15 protein-coding genes are annotated in these 20,861 nt (G+C 44.4%); 11 read left to right on the top strand and 4 right to left on the bottom strand.

What is annotated here, in order from left to right; translation table 11 throughout:
* Positions 1–92: 92 nt before the first annotated feature.
* Positions 93–1,274: a DUF3103 domain-containing protein gene (locus R7040_RS12155; protein ID WP_017820586.1), complete on the bottom strand. Its 1,182-nt coding sequence runs from the start codon at positions 1,272–1,274 to the stop codon at positions 93–95.
* 265 nt (positions 1,275–1,539) lie between these two features.
* On the bottom strand, positions 1,540–2,424 hold the full coding sequence (gene nadK, locus R7040_RS12150) for an NAD(+) kinase (protein WP_005381631.1): 885 nt from the start codon (positions 2,422–2,424) through the stop codon (positions 1,540–1,542).
* 146 nt (positions 2,425–2,570) lie between these two features.
* Here nadK and grpE point away from each other — a divergent pair, with 146 nt between their 5' ends.
* The 4 genes from grpE to dnaJ all read left to right on the top strand — a co-directional run bounded on the left by grpE (position 2,571) and on the right by dnaJ (position 8,473).
* On the top strand, positions 2,571–3,167 hold the full coding sequence (gene grpE / locus R7040_RS12145) for a nucleotide exchange factor GrpE (protein ID WP_021034134.1): 597 nt from the start codon (positions 2,571–2,573) through the stop codon (positions 3,165–3,167).
* 417 nt (positions 3,168–3,584) lie between these two features.
* The gene (locus R7040_RS12140; RefSeq protein ID WP_053350256.1) at positions 3,585–4,859 is read left to right on the top strand and encodes a dicarboxylate/amino acid:cation symporter; all 1,275 of its coding nucleotides are present in this window, start codon (positions 3,585–3,587) and stop codon (positions 4,857–4,859) included.
* A gap of 347 nt (positions 4,860–5,206) precedes the next feature.
* Positions 5,207–7,120, top strand: a complete 1,914-nt coding sequence (gene dnaK, locus R7040_RS12135; RefSeq protein ID WP_005381623.1) for a molecular chaperone DnaK — start codon at positions 5,207–5,209, stop codon at positions 7,118–7,120.
* Between the two features lie 204 nt (positions 7,121–7,324).
* Positions 7,325–8,473 carry a molecular chaperone DnaJ gene (dnaJ, locus tag R7040_RS12130; RefSeq protein ID WP_005381620.1) on the top strand — a complete coding sequence of 383 codons (1,149 nt, stop codon included), beginning with the start codon at positions 7,325–7,327 and terminating at the stop codon, positions 8,471–8,473.
* 69 nt (positions 8,474–8,542) lie between these two features.
* Here the strand turns inward: dnaJ and R7040_RS12125 are convergent, their stop codons facing one another.
* The gene (locus R7040_RS12125) at positions 8,543–8,974 is read right to left on the bottom strand and encodes a type IV pilin protein (protein ID WP_104978840.1); all 432 of its coding nucleotides are present in this window, start codon (positions 8,972–8,974) and stop codon (positions 8,543–8,545) included.
* A 103-nt stretch (positions 8,975–9,077) separates the two neighbouring features.
* On the opposite strand from R7040_RS12125, the gene R7040_RS12120 reads away from it, so the two are divergent.
* The 6 genes from R7040_RS12120 to tadA all read left to right on the top strand — a co-directional run bounded on the left by R7040_RS12120 (position 9,078) and on the right by tadA (position 14,445).
* A complete protein-coding gene (locus tag R7040_RS12120; protein WP_005381616.1) occupies positions 9,078–9,587 on the top strand; it encodes a GspH/FimT family pseudopilin in 510 nt (169 codons plus the stop codon).
* Positions 9,568–10,185: a PilW family protein gene (locus R7040_RS12115; RefSeq protein ID WP_053350258.1), complete on the top strand. Its 618-nt coding sequence runs from the start codon at positions 9,568–9,570 to the stop codon at positions 10,183–10,185. Before R7040_RS12120 ends, R7040_RS12115 begins: the two co-directional genes overlap by 20 nt.
* Positions 10,182–11,435, top strand: coding sequence for a hypothetical protein (locus tag R7040_RS12110; RefSeq protein WP_053350259.1), 1,254 nt, complete (start codon positions 10,182–10,184; stop codon positions 11,433–11,435). Before R7040_RS12115 ends, R7040_RS12110 begins: the two co-directional genes overlap by 4 nt.
* The gene (locus R7040_RS12105; protein ID WP_005381606.1) at positions 11,425–11,835 is read left to right on the top strand and encodes a prepilin-type N-terminal cleavage/methylation domain-containing protein; all 411 of its coding nucleotides are present in this window, start codon (positions 11,425–11,427) and stop codon (positions 11,833–11,835) included. Before R7040_RS12110 ends, R7040_RS12105 begins: the two co-directional genes overlap by 11 nt.
* A 288-nt stretch (positions 11,836–12,123) precedes the next feature.
* Positions 12,124–13,683, top strand: coding sequence for an AbgT family transporter (locus tag R7040_RS12100; protein WP_017635695.1), 1,560 nt, complete (start codon positions 12,124–12,126; stop codon positions 13,681–13,683).
* 213 nt (positions 13,684–13,896) lie between these two features.
* The gene (tadA, locus tag R7040_RS12095) at positions 13,897–14,445 is read left to right on the top strand and encodes a tRNA adenosine(34) deaminase TadA (RefSeq protein ID WP_081248149.1); all 549 of its coding nucleotides are present in this window, start codon (positions 13,897–13,899) and stop codon (positions 14,443–14,445) included.
* Between the two features lie 587 nt (positions 14,446–15,032).
* Here tadA and mltF read toward each other — a convergent pair.
* The gene (mltF, locus tag R7040_RS12090) at positions 15,033–16,610 is read right to left on the bottom strand and encodes a membrane-bound lytic murein transglycosylase MltF (RefSeq protein WP_170894036.1); all 1,578 of its coding nucleotides are present in this window, start codon (positions 16,608–16,610) and stop codon (positions 15,033–15,035) included.
* A gap of 298 nt (positions 16,611–16,908) precedes the next feature.
* Here mltF and purL point away from each other — a divergent pair, with 298 nt between their 5' ends.
* Positions 16,909–20,802, top strand: a complete 3,894-nt coding sequence (purL, locus tag R7040_RS12085; RefSeq protein ID WP_318096878.1) for a phosphoribosylformylglycinamidine synthase — start codon at positions 16,909–16,911, stop codon at positions 20,800–20,802.
* Positions 20,803–20,861: the final 59 nt, after the last annotated feature.

Below are 20,861 nucleotides of genomic sequence, written 5' to 3'. Positions count from 1 at the left end.
GTAAGGAAAATTTTCTTTGTAGGCTGTTTTTTTGTGATGAAGTGGGAAAAATGAGCCGATGTGATTACAACGACTCATTAAAATTGAACAGGTTACGGACGAGTTGGGTTAATCGTTAGTGGTTCTAGTGTGACGACTGCATTCACACCTGCACCTGGGTGATCTACGTATGAAGTATCTTGCATTAGAGTGTAGTAAACGTCGACGAAGTCATCATCATTCGTGAGTACACCATCGGGGATAGTGTCGATGATCTTGTTCGTGATTTGCGGAATAATCGCGTAAGCCTGAACTTCTGGATCTGGAATCGCTTTCAATACTTCTTCGGCAACTTGAACAAGGAGTTTTGCCAATTGTTTATAGTCTGTGCCGTCATCTTGCTCCATGAGCACAATGTCTGCCGCACCCCAGCGGTAACGAGACCAGTGAATAATGATCTGATTCGGATAGTAATCTTGGTTATCGTAGTCTAAGTATGGAAGCTCCACCAAATCGAGAGTAGGTTCATCACGACTTGGATTGACGCCCGTTACGATAGCGTAGATTTCTGCCTTGCCAGAGATCCAAGGTTCTTTGTCATCGGCTAGACGGATCTTTTTCAACTGCGTGGTTTGAATTGGAGCCGCTTCGCTATTTGACAATAGCGGTGTATTTTGGCGTTGTTCATCAGCAATATATGGTTGAACTAAAGCTGGTTGACCGAGTTTTTTCATCTCAGCTTGCATAGCTTGCAAGCCTGCTTTTAGCTCTGCAGAGCTATTGTTATCAACGACAAGCACAGGTACCTCAGGGAGCTGGTAAACATCGAGTTGATGGATGTTGCCATAAACATCAAATGCTTCGATGTATTGCCAATTCTCATCATCACCACTTGGTTCAAATGCAAATAATGGCTCGACCTCGCCACTTTGCCATGCTGTTATCATGGCTTCATTTGCCAAGCGAACTTCTAACAACTGATCAGAGTATTCAGAAATACCTTTCCAGCTACGAATTTGAGTGTCAGCTTGTACAAGCTGGCGGCTGAACTCTGAGTTAGGGTTTTGCTTAACAAATGCTGATACAGACACGTTAGTCTGTTGTGGAGTAATATCTCTTCTCAACATGGGTTCAATGGCAGCATAGTTCTCACTCAATTGTTGAGCTAGGGCACGCTTCGTCTTAGTGATATCTTCCGCTTTTGCGTTGGATACACTGTTGACTTGCGTTTCCTCTGATTGGCAGCCAATAAGTGCTAATGTACTGAGAACAGACAGAATGATGGTTTTCTTCATAATATGTCCTTTATTGATTGTATGAAATAGAGTTAATACTCTATTCATGGTGAGAATATCACCGGACATAGATCATTGAATTTGCTTTTCTATCTTTTGTGTAAAGTTTGCCCACAGGATCAAAATTTATAAGCTTCTCTTTAATGATGACAAATATCGTGTCGCCTCACTACTTTGTGTCTATTTCTTGTCTAAGAAAGCCAAAAGCCAGTAGCAATTAAGCTGCTGGCTTTTTTATTGAAGTTATTGCCCTGAGTAACAAGTGTTAGAACAATTTACTAGACCAGCCAAGCTTATTCCGTAAGACGTGATAGTAGCTGTAGTCTTTTGGATGGATGAGCTTTAGTACATTTGGACTTTGATAGATGTGAATTTCGTCGCCAGGGGTAACTGGAAGTGAGACTTGTCCATCACAGCTAACTTCTTGTGTTCCACGGTTTTCTGGTGATACCACCAATTTAATTCGACGTTTTCCATCAACCACCAAAGGTCGACTCGACAATGTATGCGGGAACATTGGCACGAGTGAAATGGCATTCAAGCTAGGAGAAAGAATTGGGCCGCCGCCAGAAAGTGAATATGCCGTCGAGCCAGTCGGAGTGGAGACAATCAAACCGTCGGCCCGTAAAGAGAAGGCGAAGCTTTCATCAATATACACTTCAAATTCAATCATATGAGCAATTTGCCCTGGGTGAAGTACGGCTTCGTTTAGCGCAGCGTTATGGCTCTTTATTTGTCCGTGGCGGTGTACTTCCGCCTCTAAAAGAAAACGCTCCTCTTCAATATACTCACCGTCGAGTACCGCTTGCAGAGACGCTTGGAAGTCGTCTGGGTTCAAGTCAGTTAAGAAGCCCAAATTTCCGCGGTTCACGCCTATAACTGGTACATCAAATCGGGATAAAATTCTTGCTGCACCTAGCATGTTGCCATCGCCACCAACCACAATGGCTAGATCGGCATTTTTTCCTAGTTCAACTAAGCTAGCAAACTGACTCTGTGGGATATCATCCAGTATTGCGGCAAGGCGATCGTCAATGAATACTTTATAGCCCTCAGAGGTCAACCATTGGTACAACTCTTTATGAGTTTGAATTGCTTGTTGATCTCTTGGTTTTCCGATAATCGCGATCACGTTACATGGATTTTTCATAGCATTTCCGCATTAAAGAGGCTTGAATCAGGAATCTTCATCCCCATAATAATGGCAAGTCACCTAAATATGCGAATTTTTATGTGGTTAAAGCCCGCAAAAACGCGCATGGCTTTAAGGGCATTATGTTGAATTCTGGAGATATCATGAGCAACGAAGAAAACAAAGTTACAGAAGAAGAGCTTGATCAAATCATCGAAGAGGCTGAAAAAGTAGAAGCTGAAGCACAAGAAGTTGAAGCTGAGCTTGAAGAGCTTGGTGATGAGACAGACGCTAAGATTGCTCAACTAGAAGCGGCACTATTGTCTAGCGAGGCAAAAGTAAAAGAGCAACAAGATGCGGTGTTGCGTTCTAAAGCTGAAGTAGAAAACATGCGTCGTCGCACTGAGCAAGAGATCGATAAAGCACGTAAGTTTGCGTTGAACAAGTTTGCAGAAGAGCTGCTTCCTGTTATTGATAACCTAGAGCGTGCAATTCAAGCGGCAGATACAGAGAATGAAACTGTGAAGCCGTTCCTAGAAGGCGTTGAACTAACACATAAAACGTTTGTAGACGTTGTCGCGAAATTTGGCTTGAAAGCAATCAACCCTGAAGGTGAAGCATTCAATCCAGAGTTTCATCAAGCGATGTCGATTCAGGAGAGCCCTGATCATGAATCAAACACTGTTATGTTTGTTATGCAAAAAGGTTACGAACTAAACGGCCGTGTGATTCGTCCGGCAATGGTAATGGTTGCTAAGTAACTTTAACTACCTGTTTTTTAAATATAAAAGCGCCCATCATTTTTGATGGGCGCTTTTTTGTTTTAAACATAAATGACTACATCGAACTTCGTTGTATATCGATAAATGAAAATTTGATCCCCTTCATATTTTTTCCTATTGGTTAATTATTTTCCTATAGGAGATTTTCTCTCATCTCGCTGCGTGTTTATTAACGGACAGGGCTATAAGTGATTGTAATCATTCGTTGTGTGAATATTTGTTCTGCATAGGAATGTAAATATAGTCATTTTTTCTAAAACAATGTCGTTAACAAAAATGTAAATTATCACTTTATTTTGTAACTTCGGTGTGTATGATTTGCGACTAATGCTTTAAAAGTAAGCATATATAACTACAAAAATGTAAATAGTAAACACAACATATCGGAGATTTATAATGGATAAATCGCTTTCTAGTAAGATTTTTATAGGCTTGTTTGCCGGCCTTGTGCTGGGGACAGCAATTCAGTACTTATTTAGCGGTATTGCGATTTTTGATACATACCTACTTGGAGCAGCAGAAGGTGTTGGCGGCATGTTCGTCTCACTGATCAAATTGCTTGTTGTTCCTTTAGTTTACGTTTCAATCGTATGCGGCATTGTTGACTTGAAAGACATCAGTGCATTTGGTCGTCTTGGTGGAAAAACTTTTACCCTTTACATTCTTAACACCATCATTGCGATTACGGCGGCTTTGACTGTCGGCTTGATCTTCCAGCCAGGAGTGGGCGCTAATCTAGCAGGAACGGTATCTGAGGCTGTACAGCTGACAACGACAGAGACGCCGGACATTTTCTCTTTAGTTGTTAACATTGTTCCTAGCAATCCTGTACAAGCGTTTGCTAGCGGCGACATGCTGCAAATCATCTTTATGGCAATTTTGACGGGGCTTGCAATTCAAGCTTTGGATTCTCGTGGTGGCCCAGCTATTCGCACATTCAAAATGGCAAATGAAATCATGATGAAATTGGTTGGATTAGTGATGAGTCTTGCACCATATGGTGTGTTCGCACTAATGATTCAACTAGGTGCAACGCTAAACGCCAATACATTAATGTCCGTTGCCGGTTACGTGGCTTTGGTGGTTGCGATGTTGGTGTTCTGGATCTTCTTCTTCTACCCAATGGCAGTGAGTATTGCGACAGGAACTTCTCCAAAGACTTTCCTACGTGCAACTCGTGAGCAGATTCTTTTCTCTCTATCTACCGCGAGCTCAAACGCGACTATCCCGGTAACGATGCGCACACTGACAGAAAAGCTTCAGGTCTCTAAATCGGTTGCTGGCTTCGGTGTACCACTGGGCGCAACGATGAATATGTCTGGTGTTTCTATCTATATTGCTCTAGCAACGATGTTTGTTGCGAACGCTTTTGGCCAGCCAATTAACACCGCAGACATCTTCACACTTGGCTTAACTATTCTTCTGTTATCTATTGGTGCTGGCGGTGTTCCTGGGGGCGGCGTGGTAATGGTAGGCGTTTTGCTTCACCAACTAGGTTTACCACCTGAAGGTTTAGCAATCATTGCAGCGGTCGACCGTATTAATGATATGTTCTGTACATCATCTAACGTTGTCGGCGACACGGCAGTGAACACCATTGTTGCAAAAACAGAAGGTGAGATCGGTAAAGAAGAAGGTGTTGATGCTGAGCCTGCTCAAGCGAACGCCTAATACCTTGAATAATTTATTTTAACCCTAATATTGAAGCGAGCTCTTATGAGCTCGTTTTTTATTTAGGAAGAGTCGGACATAAATAAATTTATCTGGGAAATGACGTTTTGTTGCGCTACAGCAGTGTGACGAGTTCCCAACTAATCAGAAAGAAACACATAAATTTCGAAAAAAGACGCTTTTTTTTAATTCTGCCCTTGAAAAGCATTTTGCCGCCCTTATCTATGTGGCATAGAGAAGCAAACATTGATTATTTTTGTTTGTGAGCAAGGGTTGAAACCCGATTCTCCTCCCCCCACATTGGGGTTATAACCAAACGAAAATAGAATTTATTCGGAGATAGCCAGATGGGTAAAATCATTGGTATTGACTTAGGTACTACTAACTCATGTGTTGCTGTATTAGACGGCGACAAACCACGTGTAATTGAAAACGCAGAGGGCGAACGTACTACTGCATCGGTTATTGCTTACACTGACGGTGAGACGCTAGTAGGTCAACCAGCGAAACGTCAAGCAGTAACTAACCCAGAAAACACGCTATTTGCAATTAAGCGTCTAATCGGTCGTCGTTTTGAAGACGAAGAAGTTCAGCGTGACATCGAAATCATGCCTTACAAAATCGTTAAGGCTGACAACGGTGATGCTTGGGTAGAAGCGAAAGGCCAAAAAATGGCAGCTCCTCAGGTTTCTGCTGAAGTTCTTAAGAAAATGAAGAAAACTGCTGAAGACTTCCTTGGTGAGGAAGTAACTGGCGCAGTTATCACAGTACCTGCTTACTTTAACGATGCTCAGCGTCAAGCGACAAAAGATGCTGGCCGTATCGCAGGTCTAGAAGTTAAACGTATCATCAACGAACCAACAGCAGCTGCGCTAGCTTACGGTCTTGATAAGAAAGGCGGCGATCGCACTATCGCGGTATACGACCTTGGTGGTGGTACATTCGATATTTCAATCATCGAAATCGATGAAGTTGAAGGCGAGAAAACATTCGAAGTTCTAGCAACTAACGGTGATACTCACCTAGGTGGTGAAGACTTTGATAACCGTCTAATCAACTACTTGGTTGATGAGTTCAACAAAGAGCAAGGCATCAACCTTAAAAACGACCCACTAGCAATGCAGCGTGTTAAAGAAGCAGCAGAGAAAGCGAAAATCGAGCTTTCTTCTACTTCTCAAACAGACGTAAACCTACCTTACGTTACTGCAGATGCAACTGGTCCTAAGCACATGAACATTAAAGTGACTCGTGCAAAACTAGAATCTCTAGTTGAAGACCTAGTACAACGCTCTCTTGAGCCATTAAAAGTAGCTCTAGCTGACGCTGACCTATCAGTAAACGACATCACTGACGTAATCCTAGTTGGTGGTCAGACTCGTATGCCAATGGTTCAAGCGAAAGTTGCTGAGTTCTTTGGTAAAGAAGCGCGCCGTGACGTAAACCCTGACGAAGCAGTAGCAATGGGTGCTGCAGTTCAAGGTGGTGTACTTGCTGGTGACGTTAAAGACGTACTACTACTAGACGTAACTCCACTGTCTCTAGGTATCGAGACAATGGGTGGCGTGATGACTAAGTTAGTTGAGAAGAACACAACTATCCCAACTAAAGCGAACCAAGTTTTCTCTACAGCGGAAGACAACCAGAGCGCGGTAACTATCCACGTTCTACAAGGTGAGCGTAAGCAAGCGATGTACAACAAGTCTCTAGGCCAATTTAACCTAGAAGGCATCCAGCCTGCACCACGTGGTATGCCACAAATCGAGGTTACTTTTGACCTTGATGCGGATGGTATCCTACACGTGTCTGCGAAAGACAAGCAGACTGGTAAAGAGCAGAAGATCACTATCCAAGCTTCTGGCGGTCTAAGCGATGAAGACATCGAGAAAATGGTTCAAGAAGCAGAAGCTAACAAAGAAGCGGACAAGAAGTTCGAAGAGCTAGCGACTGCACGTAACCAAGCTGACCAAATGATTCACGGTACTCGTAAGCAAGTAGAAGAAGCTGGTGAAGCGCTACCTGCAGAAGAGAAAGAGAAGATTGAAGCAGCAATTTCTGAGCTAGAAACAGCACGTAAAGGCGAAGACAAAGAAGCTATCGATGCTAAAGTTCAAGCACTAATGACTGCTTCTCAAAAGCTGATGGAAATCGCTCAACAACAAGCTCAAGCGCAGCAAGCACAAGGTGCTGACGCAGGTGCACAGTCTAAAGAAGACGACGTTGTAGATGCTGAGTTCGAAGAAGTTAAAGACGACAAGAAATAATATTTCTTAACCAGATGGTTGCATAGCCATCTGGGGTCGATAAGACTTCGTGTGCGGGCGTTTGGGGCAACTCTTACGCCCGTCTGTTTGTAAACGCTGTCTTTCTAGTTAAGTATGTTGCAGACAAGTGCACTTACCTAGAACGATACAAACACCAAGCGGTGAATCGATGCCGTTTGTAGTAATTAACTGGTGACGAAGAACATGTCAAAACGTGATTTTTACGAAGTATTAGGCGTAAGCCGTGATGCCTCAGAGCGCGATATCAAAAAGGCGTATAAGCGTCTAGCGATGAAATTCCACCCAGACCGAAACCAGGGTGATGATTCTGCGGCGGACAAGTTTAAAGAAGTAAAAGAAGCGTACGAAGTTCTGACCGACCCTCAAAAGAAAGCGGCGTACGACCAATACGGTCATGCTGCTTTTGAACAAGGCGGCGGTGGTTTCGGTGGCGGCGGCTTTGGCGGCGGCGGTGCTGATTTCGGCGACATCTTTGGCGATGTATTCGGTGACATCTTTGGTGGTGGTCGTCGTGGCGGTGGTGGCCACCGTGCCCAGCGAGGTGCTGACCTACGTTACAACATGGAATTGACGCTAGAAGAAGCGGTTCGTGGTGTAACGAAAGAGATCGAAGTACCGACACTAGTACACTGTGATACCTGTGATGGTAGTGGCGCGAAGAAAGGTTCATCTGCTGAAACATGTGGTACCTGTCATGGTCATGGTCAAGTACAGATGCGCCAGGGCTTCTTCGCAGTGCAACAAACCTGTCCTACCTGTCACGGCAAAGGTAAAATCATTAAAGACCCTTGTAATGAGTGTCATGGTCAAGGTCGTAAGCAGAAAACAAAAACACTTAACGTTAAGATCCCAGCAGGTGTTGATACTGGCGACCGTATTCGTCTATCTGGCGAAGGTGAAGCGGGAGAAATGGGAGCACCAGCGGGTGACTTGTATGTACAAGTGCACGTGAAAGAGCACCATATCTTCGAGCGTGATGGCAACAACCTATACTGTGAAGTGCCAGTAAGCTTTGCGATGGCAGCTCTAGGTGGTGAAGTTGAAGTACCAACCCTAGATGGTCGCGTAAGCCTAAAAGTGCCTTCAGAAACGCAAACAGGTCGTATGTTCCGTATGCGTGGTAAAGGTGTGAAAGGCGTTCGCGGTGGCGGTGTTGGTGATCTTATTGTTAAGTTGGTTGTTGAAACACCAGTAAACCTAAGCTCACGCCAAAAAGAACTGCTCAAAGAGTTTGAAGAGTCTTGTGGTGGTGAAGCGGCGACAAAGCACAAGCCTAAATCAGAAGGCTTTTTCAACGGTGTGAAAAAGTTCTTTGATGATTTAACCAGCTAAGACGTTAGTGAAAAGCACAAATACAAAGGCCTGCTAAAATGCAGGCCTTTTTGCATCTCGGTGTTCTTCCTAATTCCAGCAATCACTTGGTTCTTCGACATTTGTTGACGTTAAAGTAATCGTTTTAGAACCAGTCAAGCACTCGTCGTCGTCTTGTCCCAGAGCCGATTTTGCTGTTGCTGTAATGGTATAGGCCGTACTTGCAGAGCTCGCAATATCGAAAGAAAATCTATTTGTGTCTGAGTCACATAGAGTGCATGTGCCTCCAGAGAGAATATGACTCCAGTCGTACCCACCATCATAAGATGTCTCTAGCTCTAGCTGAATTCGACTAAGATCGCTCAAGGCAACCGTCCTATGAGACTTGATTACATGATTAGTGTAAGAAGGGTAGGCGATCGCAGCAATGATCCCGACAATCACTACAGCTACCAGTAATTCGATCAATGTCATCCCTCTCAATCCTTTTTTGTAGCCGTTACAACGAGAAATTCGAATCATCACGAGTAGTTTCCTTTTCACTTTTCCGCCTATTTTTGGCAGGTGATAGCATCTGTGCAAGATGAATTACGGCCCTTTTGCCGTTTACATAGGAATTTGGGAAATGCCTCGCGGGTTTACGTTGTTGGAGCTTCTTATTACTGTTGCTGTACTGAGTATTATATTGGCGTTTGCAGCTCCAAGCTTTAGCCGTGTTTCACAAACTGTGCAAATGCAGCGATTAGCAACTGAATTAGCTGGCTTTCTAAGCCAAAGTAAGTCCGAGGCGGTAATGAGAAATCAAAAGTTATATATACATTTCTCTATGGCTAAAAACGTCGTTGTCAGTCAAGGTGCATGGTCTCTACAGTTAACTAACTCGTCTAGCGGCTCTGGGGGCGTAATTTTAAGCCTTTCCGGCTCCGCCTACTCTGAATTATCTTTGAAGCACAGCTACGATAATCAAAAAATAAGCTTCGACGAGGTCCGTGGACGACCCCAAGGAGGAAATATAGAGTTTTTCCCAACCAATGCTCAAAACATAAAACTACAAGCAAAGCTCTCCAACCCTCCCGGAAGGATTAAAATTTGTAGTAACTCTGGAGCTAAGTTATATGATTACCGTCAGTGCTAACAAACGTTATCAAATAGGTAGCTCTTTAATCGAATTGATGATTAGTTCTTTAATTGGATTAATTGTCCTTAGTGTAGTGGGCTCTATATTCTTGAGTTTACAAAAAACAGCAAAGGAAAAAAGCTTAGAGCTAAATTTATTGCAAGGTCTGAACATCACTTTATCTGTTATGAAAGAAGATATTCAAAGGGCAGGTTATGATGGTGGGAACGGTAGTTCACTCAAATTATCCGGAGCTACAGGAACCATAATGCTGAGCGGCGCCTCTTCTGTAGGGGTTGTGTATTTTAAAGAGGACTCAGCTGCCAATGAAGACTATCGAAATATTAAGTATGAGAAGAGAGATACTCGGTTTTTTATATGTGAAAAAGGCGTTGTGTCTCAAACACAAATATTATCTTTTGATGGTATAGATTTTTGTCGTTCTCTATTTGATGATGATATTTTCCAAGTTACCCAATTCACCGTTAGTTCAGAAACAGTGACTAATGGAGGAAATGTAAGTTCGGTCACGAGCGTTAAGTTAGGTTTGAAAACGATTGATGGAGTCTTTAGTGAAGTTGCGGAGTTTTCTATCAAACAAAGGAATTGGCAATGACATCTAAATATGGCTATTCCGGTTATACCACTTTGCTTGTGACTTCTATACTTTTATTACTTGCTTTAATTGCATCATTAGCATCATCCAAAGGTGTATTTTTTCAAATAAAAGTTGCGCAAAACGAAATAAAATCTCGACAAGCACATTGGTTAGCGGAAGGAGGTGTTGAATGTGCATGGGCGCAATTTAGAGTTAATAATATTGTACCTGCCGTAATAACAGATTGTGGCTCAGGGCTTTGGACGATTCCGAATTTTACGAGTACTTCCAATGGGTATTTGGTTACTTCTAATGTTGGATTTACAAGCATTAGTAAGGAGATTATTTTGGGAGGTAACTTGAGTTATGGTGCAATGCAGTCTAGTGCCGACATTTATTTTCATTCTAGTGCAACGTTCTCTACTCCAGACCCAGGGGAATTGAGCAGCGATGGGTGGGAGTGTATTGCGTTAAGGTATAAAAAGCGCTTTTACTCCTCTTCAGTTGATAATAAAGGCGTAATTCATGGAGAGTCTCCCTATGCCGATTTTAACAACCCTACAAATAAAGATTGTGCAAACACGACGGCAAACCGTCATCTCTCATCTAGTGTTGGCGGGGTTGGTGCTGGTGATGATTTTACTCAAGATACAGATTTAAAGCCATTTGAATCCTTCTTTGGAGTAAAGGCAGAAGAGCATAACGATGTCCGAGATAATGGTGTATTTCATGTTATGACGGGCTCAGTGGCTGATGGTATACCTAATTGTGGTGCTGCTTTAACAGCAGAAATTCAGTCAGGGAAGCATCATTTATGGGTGGAAGGGAGCTGTGAAATCAAGCAATCGGAATACAATGATTTAGTGAATGCTACATCATCGACCAATGGCGTAACAGTGCTCATTCATGATGGTCTTTTCTCCGTGATGGGACCACCGAGCTCCGGCGCTACATCAAATAAGTTTAAAGGGGTCTTGTTTCATTTCAATCATGATTATACCCCGACAACAGCGGATTGGGTTGGGTTCGAAGCCAATGCTCACCTAAATCATGTGCCAAGTGTTGTAGAAGACTCATACAGGACAATAGCTTCTTATTATCAGCATGGTTCTTTTACGGTATCTGGTGGTCAATATTTTGATAGTGAAGATCAGGCAGCGGTTTTCTTCGATTCTTTGGACTTTAGATACAATAAAGATGTGATAGACAATTCAAGGAATGCGCATGCAATTCCTAGATGGAAAAAAGGCTCCTGGAATGATCTCTAAACAAAAAGGTTTTAACCTTCTTGAAGTTCTAATTTCTTTTCTACTTATCGGTGTTGGGGCTCTAGGTTTAACGAAGCTAAACGTATATCTAGAACGCGAATCCGAATATGCCATAAAAAGTATTGAAGCACTTCGTCTAGCAGAAAACCAGCTCGAATGGTTCCGGACGCGTGGTGCTTCTGCGGCGATGTCTACCATCACACCTGCAAATTTTGCTTCTATTGCAACAGGCTCTTCTGTTACTGGATCTTATGTCGTCGAGTGGGAAGTTCCAGCTGCCACGGTTTCAGGAACACTGAAAACTATCACCATTACCTCTAGCTGGAAGGATAGAATCGGCGAGACGCGATCAGTTCAGCTTAAAACGATGATCTCACAATACAGTGAATTCGAAAACTAAGTTCAATTGCATACATGGGCTGAGACAAATGCGGATGTAACTCCTGTTTGATACCGGATTTGTCACGGTTAATAAATGGTTTTTGAACTGTTAATTGAGTTGATGTTCTACTGTTTTTATTATGTTTAATTGAAGTGGTGTTTTTGCAAAATATGTCTCCAATTATGAAAAAAAATCTAGAACCTTGTGCTTTCTCCATTAGTGTTTACTAGAATACTCGTTGGATAGTAGGTCGTTATAATTATTCAAATAGGCCTTGGCACCAACATCATTCACTATGGAGTTACCATGAGTAACCAAGCTGTAAATAAGGCACCATCATCGAAGCCGAGCGGGATGGAGCGCTTTTTAAACTTTATCGAGAGGACAGGTAACAAAATTCCTGATCCTGCGATTTTGTTCTTCTGGGCATTGATCATTACTTGGGCGGCGTCAGCACTTTTGTCGAATGTATCATTCGATCTTCCAAACCCTCGAACGGGCGAAGCTCTTACTATCACCAACTTACTTACGGGCGAAGCGCTAGCAAGTTTCCTTGCTAACATGGTGACGACGTTTACTGGCTTTGCGCCACTGGGTATCGTACTTGTCGCAATGCTAGGTGTGGGTGTTGCAGATTCTTCGGGTTTTATTACGACGGGTCTTAAGAAGATGCTGAACTTCACGCCAGCTAAGCTTCTTACTCCAATGCTTATTTTGGTTGCCATTGTATCGCATACTGCGGCAGATGCAGGCTATGTTCTGGTTATTCCTCTTGGCGGTATTATCTTCCATGCGGCAGGTCGTCACCCTTTAGCAGGTATTGCGGCAGCATTTGCAGGTGTATCTGGTGGCTTCTCTGCAAACTTTATCCCTTCAGGTATCGATCCGCTATTGGCTGGCTTTACGCAAACTGCGGCGCAGGTTCTTGATCCTGAATATGTGGTTAACCCATTAGCGAACATCTTCTTCACTGGCCTATCCTCTATCATTATTGTGGGGATTGGTTGGTACGTGACAGAGAAAATCATCGAGCCTCGTTTATCAAAAATGCCAATTGATGATGATGCGGAAACCGCGCCAAACCTAGGTTCATTTACTGAACTGGAATCAAAAGCATTCCGTTATGCAGGTTGGGCAATGATGGCGGGTATTGCTTTACTTGTTGCAGCGTTAATTCCAGAAACATCAGCACTTCGCTCGCCTGAAGGTGAAATTACTGCCTTCTCAGCACCGATAATGAAGTCTATCGTGCCGTTGATCTTTATTCTGTTTATCATTCCTGGTTACGTTTACGGTAAAGTGTCTGGAACGTTCAAGACCAGCAACGACATTATCAAAGCGATGGCTGATACTATGTCAACCATGGGCGCATACATTGTTATGTCGTTCTTCTGTGCTCAGTTCCTATCTGCATTTGCTCAGTCAAACATCGGTACGATGCTAGCGTTGTATGGCGCAGAAGGCTTAAAAGCGATGAACCTACCAGGTGAAGTGACCATCATCGGTATGATCCTTCTAACCGCGTCTGTAAACCTACTTATTGGTTCGGCATCGGCAAAATGGGCTTTAATTGGTCCAATCCTAGTGCCAATGCTAATGGCGGTTGGTATCTCGCCTGAGCTGTCTCAGGCGGCTTACCGTGTGGGTGACTCTGTATCGAACATCATTTCGCCTCTAATGGTATTTTTCCCTCTTGTTGTGGTTTACTGTCAGCGTTATGTGAAGTCGGCTGGTATCGGTACGCTTGCGTCACTAATGATGCCATTCTCGATCGCAATGCTGATCGGTTGGTCTATCTTCCTAGTTGCTTATTGGATGGTAGGTATCCCGCTAGGCATTCAAGCTCCTTATACTTACACAATGTAAAAACGTGTAGGGTGTGAAAGCCGCTAATTGGCAGCCAAAAAGCGCAGGTCTTCGATCTGCGTTTTTTTGTTCTCGTAAAACGAACATCGATAGGTCTTGTAACTAGTTTTTTTGGAGTTGCAGACTTTGTCCCGTGATGTGTTGCTGTAGTGAAACCGAAGTTGGTGATAAAATTCCTGACTTCAATCGTTTTTTGTTTCTTTGGAGCCTCCTTTGTCTAACCATCCGTTTTCCCCTCAAGATGAATTGTTTATGCGCAGAGCGATGGAGCTTGCTGAGCAAGCAGAAGCTGAGGGGGAAGTACCTGTTGGCGCAGTGCTTGTCAAAGATGGTGAAATTATCGCTGAGGGGTGGAATCGCTCTATTGGTACTAATGACGCTACCGCACATGCTGAGATCCAAACGCTGCGTAAAGCAGGCCAAAAGCTAGAAAATTACCGCCTTCTGGATACGACGTTATATGTAACACTTGAGCCATGCCCAATGTGTGCCGGAGCCTTATTGCATAGCCGCGTTAAGCGGGTTGTTTTTGGAGCGCCAGATTTAAAAGCTGGAGCAGCAGGAACAGTGCTTAATTTGTTTGAAAGTCAAGCCGCTTACCATTACGCCTTAATTGAAAAGGGGCTGCTAGAAGATGAGTGCCGTACTCAGCTACAAGCGTTTTTTAAGCGCCGCCGAAAGGAAATTAAAGCGAAGAAGCAAGCACAAAAAGCATTAGAAAATGGAGAGAGCGAACAAGGTAGTAGGAGTGGTGAGGGCTAGCAAACACCTACAACGTGGTAGATGTTTGCTTGGACGCACTAGTGATTGACTAAATGTACAAAAACACGATTACGTGAACTTACTTTCTTTTTCATACATGTCAGTTTACGTTTACGTCGGATAGCAGCTACTGTGTTATTTAAACGCTTTGACTGCACTCTACGTCTTCTCATATTCAAAACCTCCTGCAGACAAGACTTATACCAGTAAAGTGCGGCTCATCGATGCTTGGCAATAGGCTCGATAATCGCACTAAACATTGTATGGTTTAAACGTTCTTCATTTGACTTCTGCATTGCACAGAGCCAGCAAACAATTTCAATACGATGCTTAATAATAGGAGTGACGTTATTTCGGCAGAGTGTAGCCGAAGGCGCCGCTTCATCAAGTGAGCTAAACCATGTGGTTGCAAAACAATCTGTTACAAAGCAATCAGTTTTACTAACGATGAAGAAAAGGCGACCAACCAAAGGAATGGTTGAGTGTGGTTGGTGTCACTCAGAGTCTTGGATTCTAGATAAGTTTTCGTTAGGACTCAATAAAAATGACGAGCTCATGGGCTCGTCATTTTTTAGTTTACCGCGGGTTTATTCTTCAATGCTTTCTTGTTCGGTGTCTTCTTCAACCGTGACGTCAGAAGCGCCAGAGACTTGTTCTACGACGGTCTCTACTGCGCCCGATATCAAAATGTCGGGGGTGAGCGGCGGAATCACTTGTAAGTCATCGCTATTCTCATCAATCGCTGGCTGTTGGCTGACATGACCAATGATGGATTGGTAGTAACGTCGAATATTTTCTACGTAATTACGCGCTTCATCGCCTCTGGCGTACCCATAGCGAGTTTGGCTGTAATAGCGCTTCTGACGAAGTAAAGGCAGCCTGTCTTTTACATCGGCCCAAGCGTTCGGATCGCCACCTTGTGCTTTGGTGAGTCGTCGTGCGTCCATCATGTGGCCGTAACCAATATTGTATGAAGCTAACGCAAACCATATTTTTTCATGCTCGTTAATGCTATCAGGCACGCGACTTACAATACGACGTAAGTACTCGACACCACCACGAACAGATTGCTCAGGGTCTAAACGGTTTGTTACCCCGACGCTTTTCGCTGTTGGCAGAGTCAGCATCATCATCCCCCTAACACCTGTTGGCGATTTTGCTGTTGGTTTCCAGTGTGACTCTTGATAAGCCAATGCTGCAATTAAGCGCCAGTCGAACTCTTCGCTGTATTTTTGGAATAAAGGTGCCCATTTAGGCAATTTGTCATCCAGAGCTCGAATGAATGCGCGAGTATCAACGTAGTCAAATGCTTCAATATGACCAATGTACTTTTCTTCGAGGGTGGACAGTTCTCCTGATTGTTTGATGTTACCGAAAAACTCTATCAGCATCGCATACAAACTTTCGTCTTCAGAACGTCGAGTAAACCAAGATACTGGTTGATCTTCTGTAAGTTCAAACGCGAGCGCAAGATCGGGGTAAAGGCGTTGAGCAAGGGAAAGTTCCACCGAATCAGTCACAGTAAAACGTAACTCACCCGTCGATACGTATTTGAGTAAGTCTCTCGTGTCAGCATCACCAACAATTTCAAACTGAAGTTCTGGATACTGCTTCTTTAACGCTGTTAGGGTCGGAACATATTGCGATTGTTCAACGATCTTTAATGTTTGAGCGCCTGCATTTGTATCTTCGTCGGACTCGTCGTCTTTCGAGGCTTGGTATTCAATGAGTTGTTCGATATCACGTGGTCGAAGTTGCCCTTTTTTATATACCACTTGTTGGCTTACATAATAATAGGCAGGGCCTGGTCTAAATCGTTTGACTGCTTGTGACGTTTGATTTAAACCCGTAGCGATGATATCGATATCTCCTTTCTTAAGAGCAGGAAAAAGCTCAGCCTGGCGAAAGGCTGGTTTAATCTCGAGTTTGACGCCGAGCTGTTCCGCAAACTGACGCGCCAATTCGTAATCCAACCCTGCGGGACCATCGGGACCTATGTAGTAGGAAAGCTGATTGTTTAGCGTGCCAACACGAAGCACACCACGTTCTTGAATTTTTTCAAATTCACTTTTGGGCTCCGACTCAATCTGGCAAGCTGAGAGCAAAAGAACAGAAACTAAAATTAGAGCACTGCGCTTGAGCCGGTTGAAGTGACTTATTTGCATTAATAGGTACATCTTGGAAAATTTCTATTTGCCTTTATATCAAAGCGAGCTCATGGGGCAAAGTGAATCACACACTTATAACGTGACATTGTGTGTTTTATCGACATTTTAGTTGTAATTCAAATTTGACAAAAAAATGACGCAAACGGTTGCTTTTGGTGTTACATCACAAAAACAATTACTATATAATGCGCTCGCAATGACGAGGTGGAATCGGCATAGGTTCGACAGGGCTTATTTTAACTGTCTGAATTTATTCCAATATCACCTTAATCAATTGCATAAGAGACCTAAGCACATGAGAATTTTGCGTGGCTCCCCAGCTCTTTCTGAGTTTCGTGTTAATAAACTACTGGAACTTTGTCGTGAACAAGATCTGCCTGTAACTGGCATTTATGCCGAGTTTATGCACTTTGCCGATCTAAAGTCAGACCTTGATGACCAAGAGTTAGAAAAACTTGAAAAGTTACTAACTTACGGCCCAACCATCGAAGAGCATGAGCCTGAAGGTCTTCTACTTCTTGTCACGCCTCGTCCTGGCACTATCTCGCCTTGGTCTTCTAAATCTACCGATATCGCTGTTAACTGTGGTTTGGAGAAAGTGAAACGTCTAGAGCGTGGTACGGCTTATTATGTCGAATCTTCAGTTGTTCTCTCAGAAGCTCAAGCTGACGCTGTTAAAGCGTTAATTCACGACCGCATGATGGAAACAGTATTCACAGAATTTGAAGCCGCATCAGCATTATTTACTGTTGCAGAGCCTAAGCCTGTCGCACATGTTGATATCTTAGCTGGCGGTCGTCTTGCGCTTGAAGAGGCAAACGTTTCCCTTGGCTTGGCACTCGCAGAAGATGAAATTGATTACTTGGTAGAGAACTTTACTAAGCTTGGGCGTAACCCAAACGACATTGAATTGATGATGTTTGCTCAGGCGAACTCAGAGCATTGTCGCCACAAAATTTTTAACGCAGATTGGACTATCGACGGGGTAGATCAACCTAAGTCTTTGTTCAAAATGATCAAAAACACTTTTGAAACGACACCTGACTATGTGCTGTCTGCATACAAAGACAACGCAGCCGTTATGACAGGTTCTAAAGCGGGGCGTTTCTTCCCTGACCCTAAATCTCGTCAATACACGTACCACCATGAAGATACGCACATCTTGATGAAGGTAGAAACGCACAACCACCCAACGGCAATCTCTCCATGGCCGGGCGCATCGACTGGCTCAGGCGGTGAAATCCGTGACGAAGGCGCGACGGGTATCGGCGGTAAGCCAAAAGCGGGTCTGGTTGGTTTTACAACCTCTAACTTACGTATTCCTGGTTTTGAACAGCCATGGGAAACCGACTTCGGCAAGCCGGGTCGTATTGTGAATGCGTTAGACATCATGCTTGAAGGCCCTCTTGGCGGCGCGGCATTCAACAACGAATTTGGTCGTCCAAATCTATTGGGTTACTTCCGTACTTACGAAGAAAAAGTCACTTCTCATGCGGGTGAAGAAATTCGTGGTTACCACAAACCAATCATGATTGCTGGTGGTATGGGTAACATCCGCGATGAACACGTACAGAAGAAAGAGATTCCAGTGGGTGCGAGCCTAATCGTACTTGGTGGTCCGGCAATGAACATCGGTCTTGGTGGTGGTGCGGCATCTTCCATGGCATCTGGTCAGTCAGCAGAAGATCTGGACTTCGCTTCAGTACAGCGTGAAAACCCAGAGATGGAACGTCGCTGTCAGGAAGTGATCGACCGTTGTTGGCAGTTAGGCGACGACAACCCAATCGCATTTATCCATGATGTGGGTGCAGGCGGTATCTCTAACGCATTGCCTGAACTTGTCGACGACGGTGAGCGTGGCGGTAAGTTCCAATTACGCGATGTACCAAACGATGAGCCGGGCATGAGCCCACTGGAAATCTGGTGTAACGAATCACAGGAACGTTACGTTCTAGCGGTAGCGCCAGAAAACATGGAAGCATTCGACGCCATCTGTAAGCGTGAACGCGCACCGTATGCAGTGGTGGGTGTGGCGACAGAAGAGCGTCATCTAACGCTAGAAGATTCTCACTTCGACAATACGCCAATCGATATGCCAATGGATATCCTGCTTGGTAAGCCACCGAAGATGCACCGCGACGCAACCACACTAAAAGTGGAAAGCCCTGCCATTGTTCGTGATGGTATTGAGCTTAATGAAGCGGTGGATCGCGTACTTCGTCTTCCTGCTGTTGCAGAAAAAACATTCCTAATTACTATCGGTGACCGAACAGTAACGGGTCTGGTTGCTCGTGATCAAATGGTTGGTCCTTGGCAGGTACCAGTAGCAAACTGCGCAGTAACAGCGGCAAGCTACGACACTTACCATGGCGAAGCAATGTCGATGGGTGAGCGCACGCCAGTGGCATTACTAGACTTTGGAGCATCGGCTCGCCTAGCCGTTGGTGAGTCACTAACGAACATTGCGGCAACAGACATCGGTGATATTAAACACATTAAACTGTCTGCGAACTGGATGTCTCCAGCGGGTCACCCAGGTGAAGATGCGGGTCTTTACGAAGCAGTGAAAGCGGTTGGTGAAGAATTGTGTCCTGCGTTAGGTTTGACTATCCCAGTTGGTAAAGACTCCATGTCGATGAAAACCAAGTGGGAAGAAAACGGCGAGAGCAAAGAAGTCACTTCTCCACTGTCGCTAGTTATCACGGCATTTGGTCGTGTGGAAGACGTACGTAAGACCGTGACTCCACAACTACGCACTGACAAAGGAGATACCTCTCTAGTTCTTGTTGACTTGGGTAACGGAAAAAACCGCTTAGGTGCGACAGCATTGGCACAAGTATACAAACAGCTGGGTGACAAACCTGCTGACGTAGATAATGCAGAGCAGCTAAAAGGCTTCTTTGATGCAATGCAAGCGTTAGTACGTGATGACAAGCTAGTGGCTTACCACGATAAAGGCGACGGCGGTCTGTTTGTTACACTGGCTGAGATGGCATTCGCGGGTCACTGTGGCGTAAAAGCGAACATCGCAGAGCTGGGTGATGATGCGCTAGCCGTTCTATTTAACGAAGAGCTAGGTGCGGTTGTTCAAGTTAAGAATGATGATCTAGATTCAGTTCTATCTACTCTGGCGGCAAACGGCTTAGAGGCATGCTCACATGTGATTGGTTCTGTTGAAGCTTCAGACGACTTTGTTATCACTTCTGGTGATGCAGTTGTGCTTGAACGTTCACGTACCGAACTACGCGTTATCTGGGCTGAAACAACGCATAAGATGCAAAGTCTACGTGATAACCCAGCGTGTGCAGACCAAGAGCACGAAGCTAAGAAAGACAACTCTGACCCTGGTCTAAACGTTAAGCTCAGCTTCGACGTAAATGAAGACGTTGCAGCACCGTACATTGCGAAAGGTGCTAAACCTAAGATGGCAATCTTACGTGAGCAGGGCGTTAACTCCCACGTCGAAATGGCAGCAGCGTTTGACCGCGCAGGTTTTGAAGCAACCGACATCCATATGAGCGATATCCTAACGGGCCAAGCGGTACTGGATGAATACCATGGCTTAGTAGCTTGTGGTGGCTTCTCTTACGGCGACGTACTAGGTGCGGGTGAAGGTTGGGCTAAGTCTATCCTGTTTAACGCACAAGCTCGTGAACAGTTCCAAGCCTTCTTCAACCGTGAAGAGACGTTCTCTTTAGGTGTATGTAACGGTTGTCAGATGCTATCAAACCTGAAAGAGCTGATCCCAGGTGCAGACTTGTGGCCACGTTTTGTGCGCAACGAATCTGAGCGTTTTGAAGCGCGCTTTAGTCTAGTTGAAGTTCAGAAATCTGATTCTGTATTCTTTGATGGCATGGCTGGTTCGCGTATGCCAATCGCGGTTTCCCACGGAGAAGGGCGTGTAGAAGTACGTGATGCAGAGCACCTAGCAGCGATCGAGGCATCAGGTACGGTTGCGGTTCGTTACGTGGATAACATCGGTAACCCAACACAACAATACCCGAACAACCCGAATGGTTCGCCAAACGCGATTACCGGTTTAACAACAGCAGACGGTCGCGTAACTATCATGATGCCTCACCCAGAGCGCGTATTCCGCACAGTTGCAAATTCTTGGGCTCCGGAAGGTTGGGGTGAAAATGGCGCTTGGATGCGTATGTTCCAAAATGCCCGTAAGAGTATCGGTTAATTAACCAAAGGTTAATCTAGCTTAAGTAAAGCGCTGGTTGAGAGACCAGCGCTTTCTTT

This window comes from Vibrio sp. 1069 (assembly GCF_033340555.1).
Note: the sequence above shows the minus strand (reverse complement) of the source record. Positions and strands in the feature narration are given on the sequence as shown.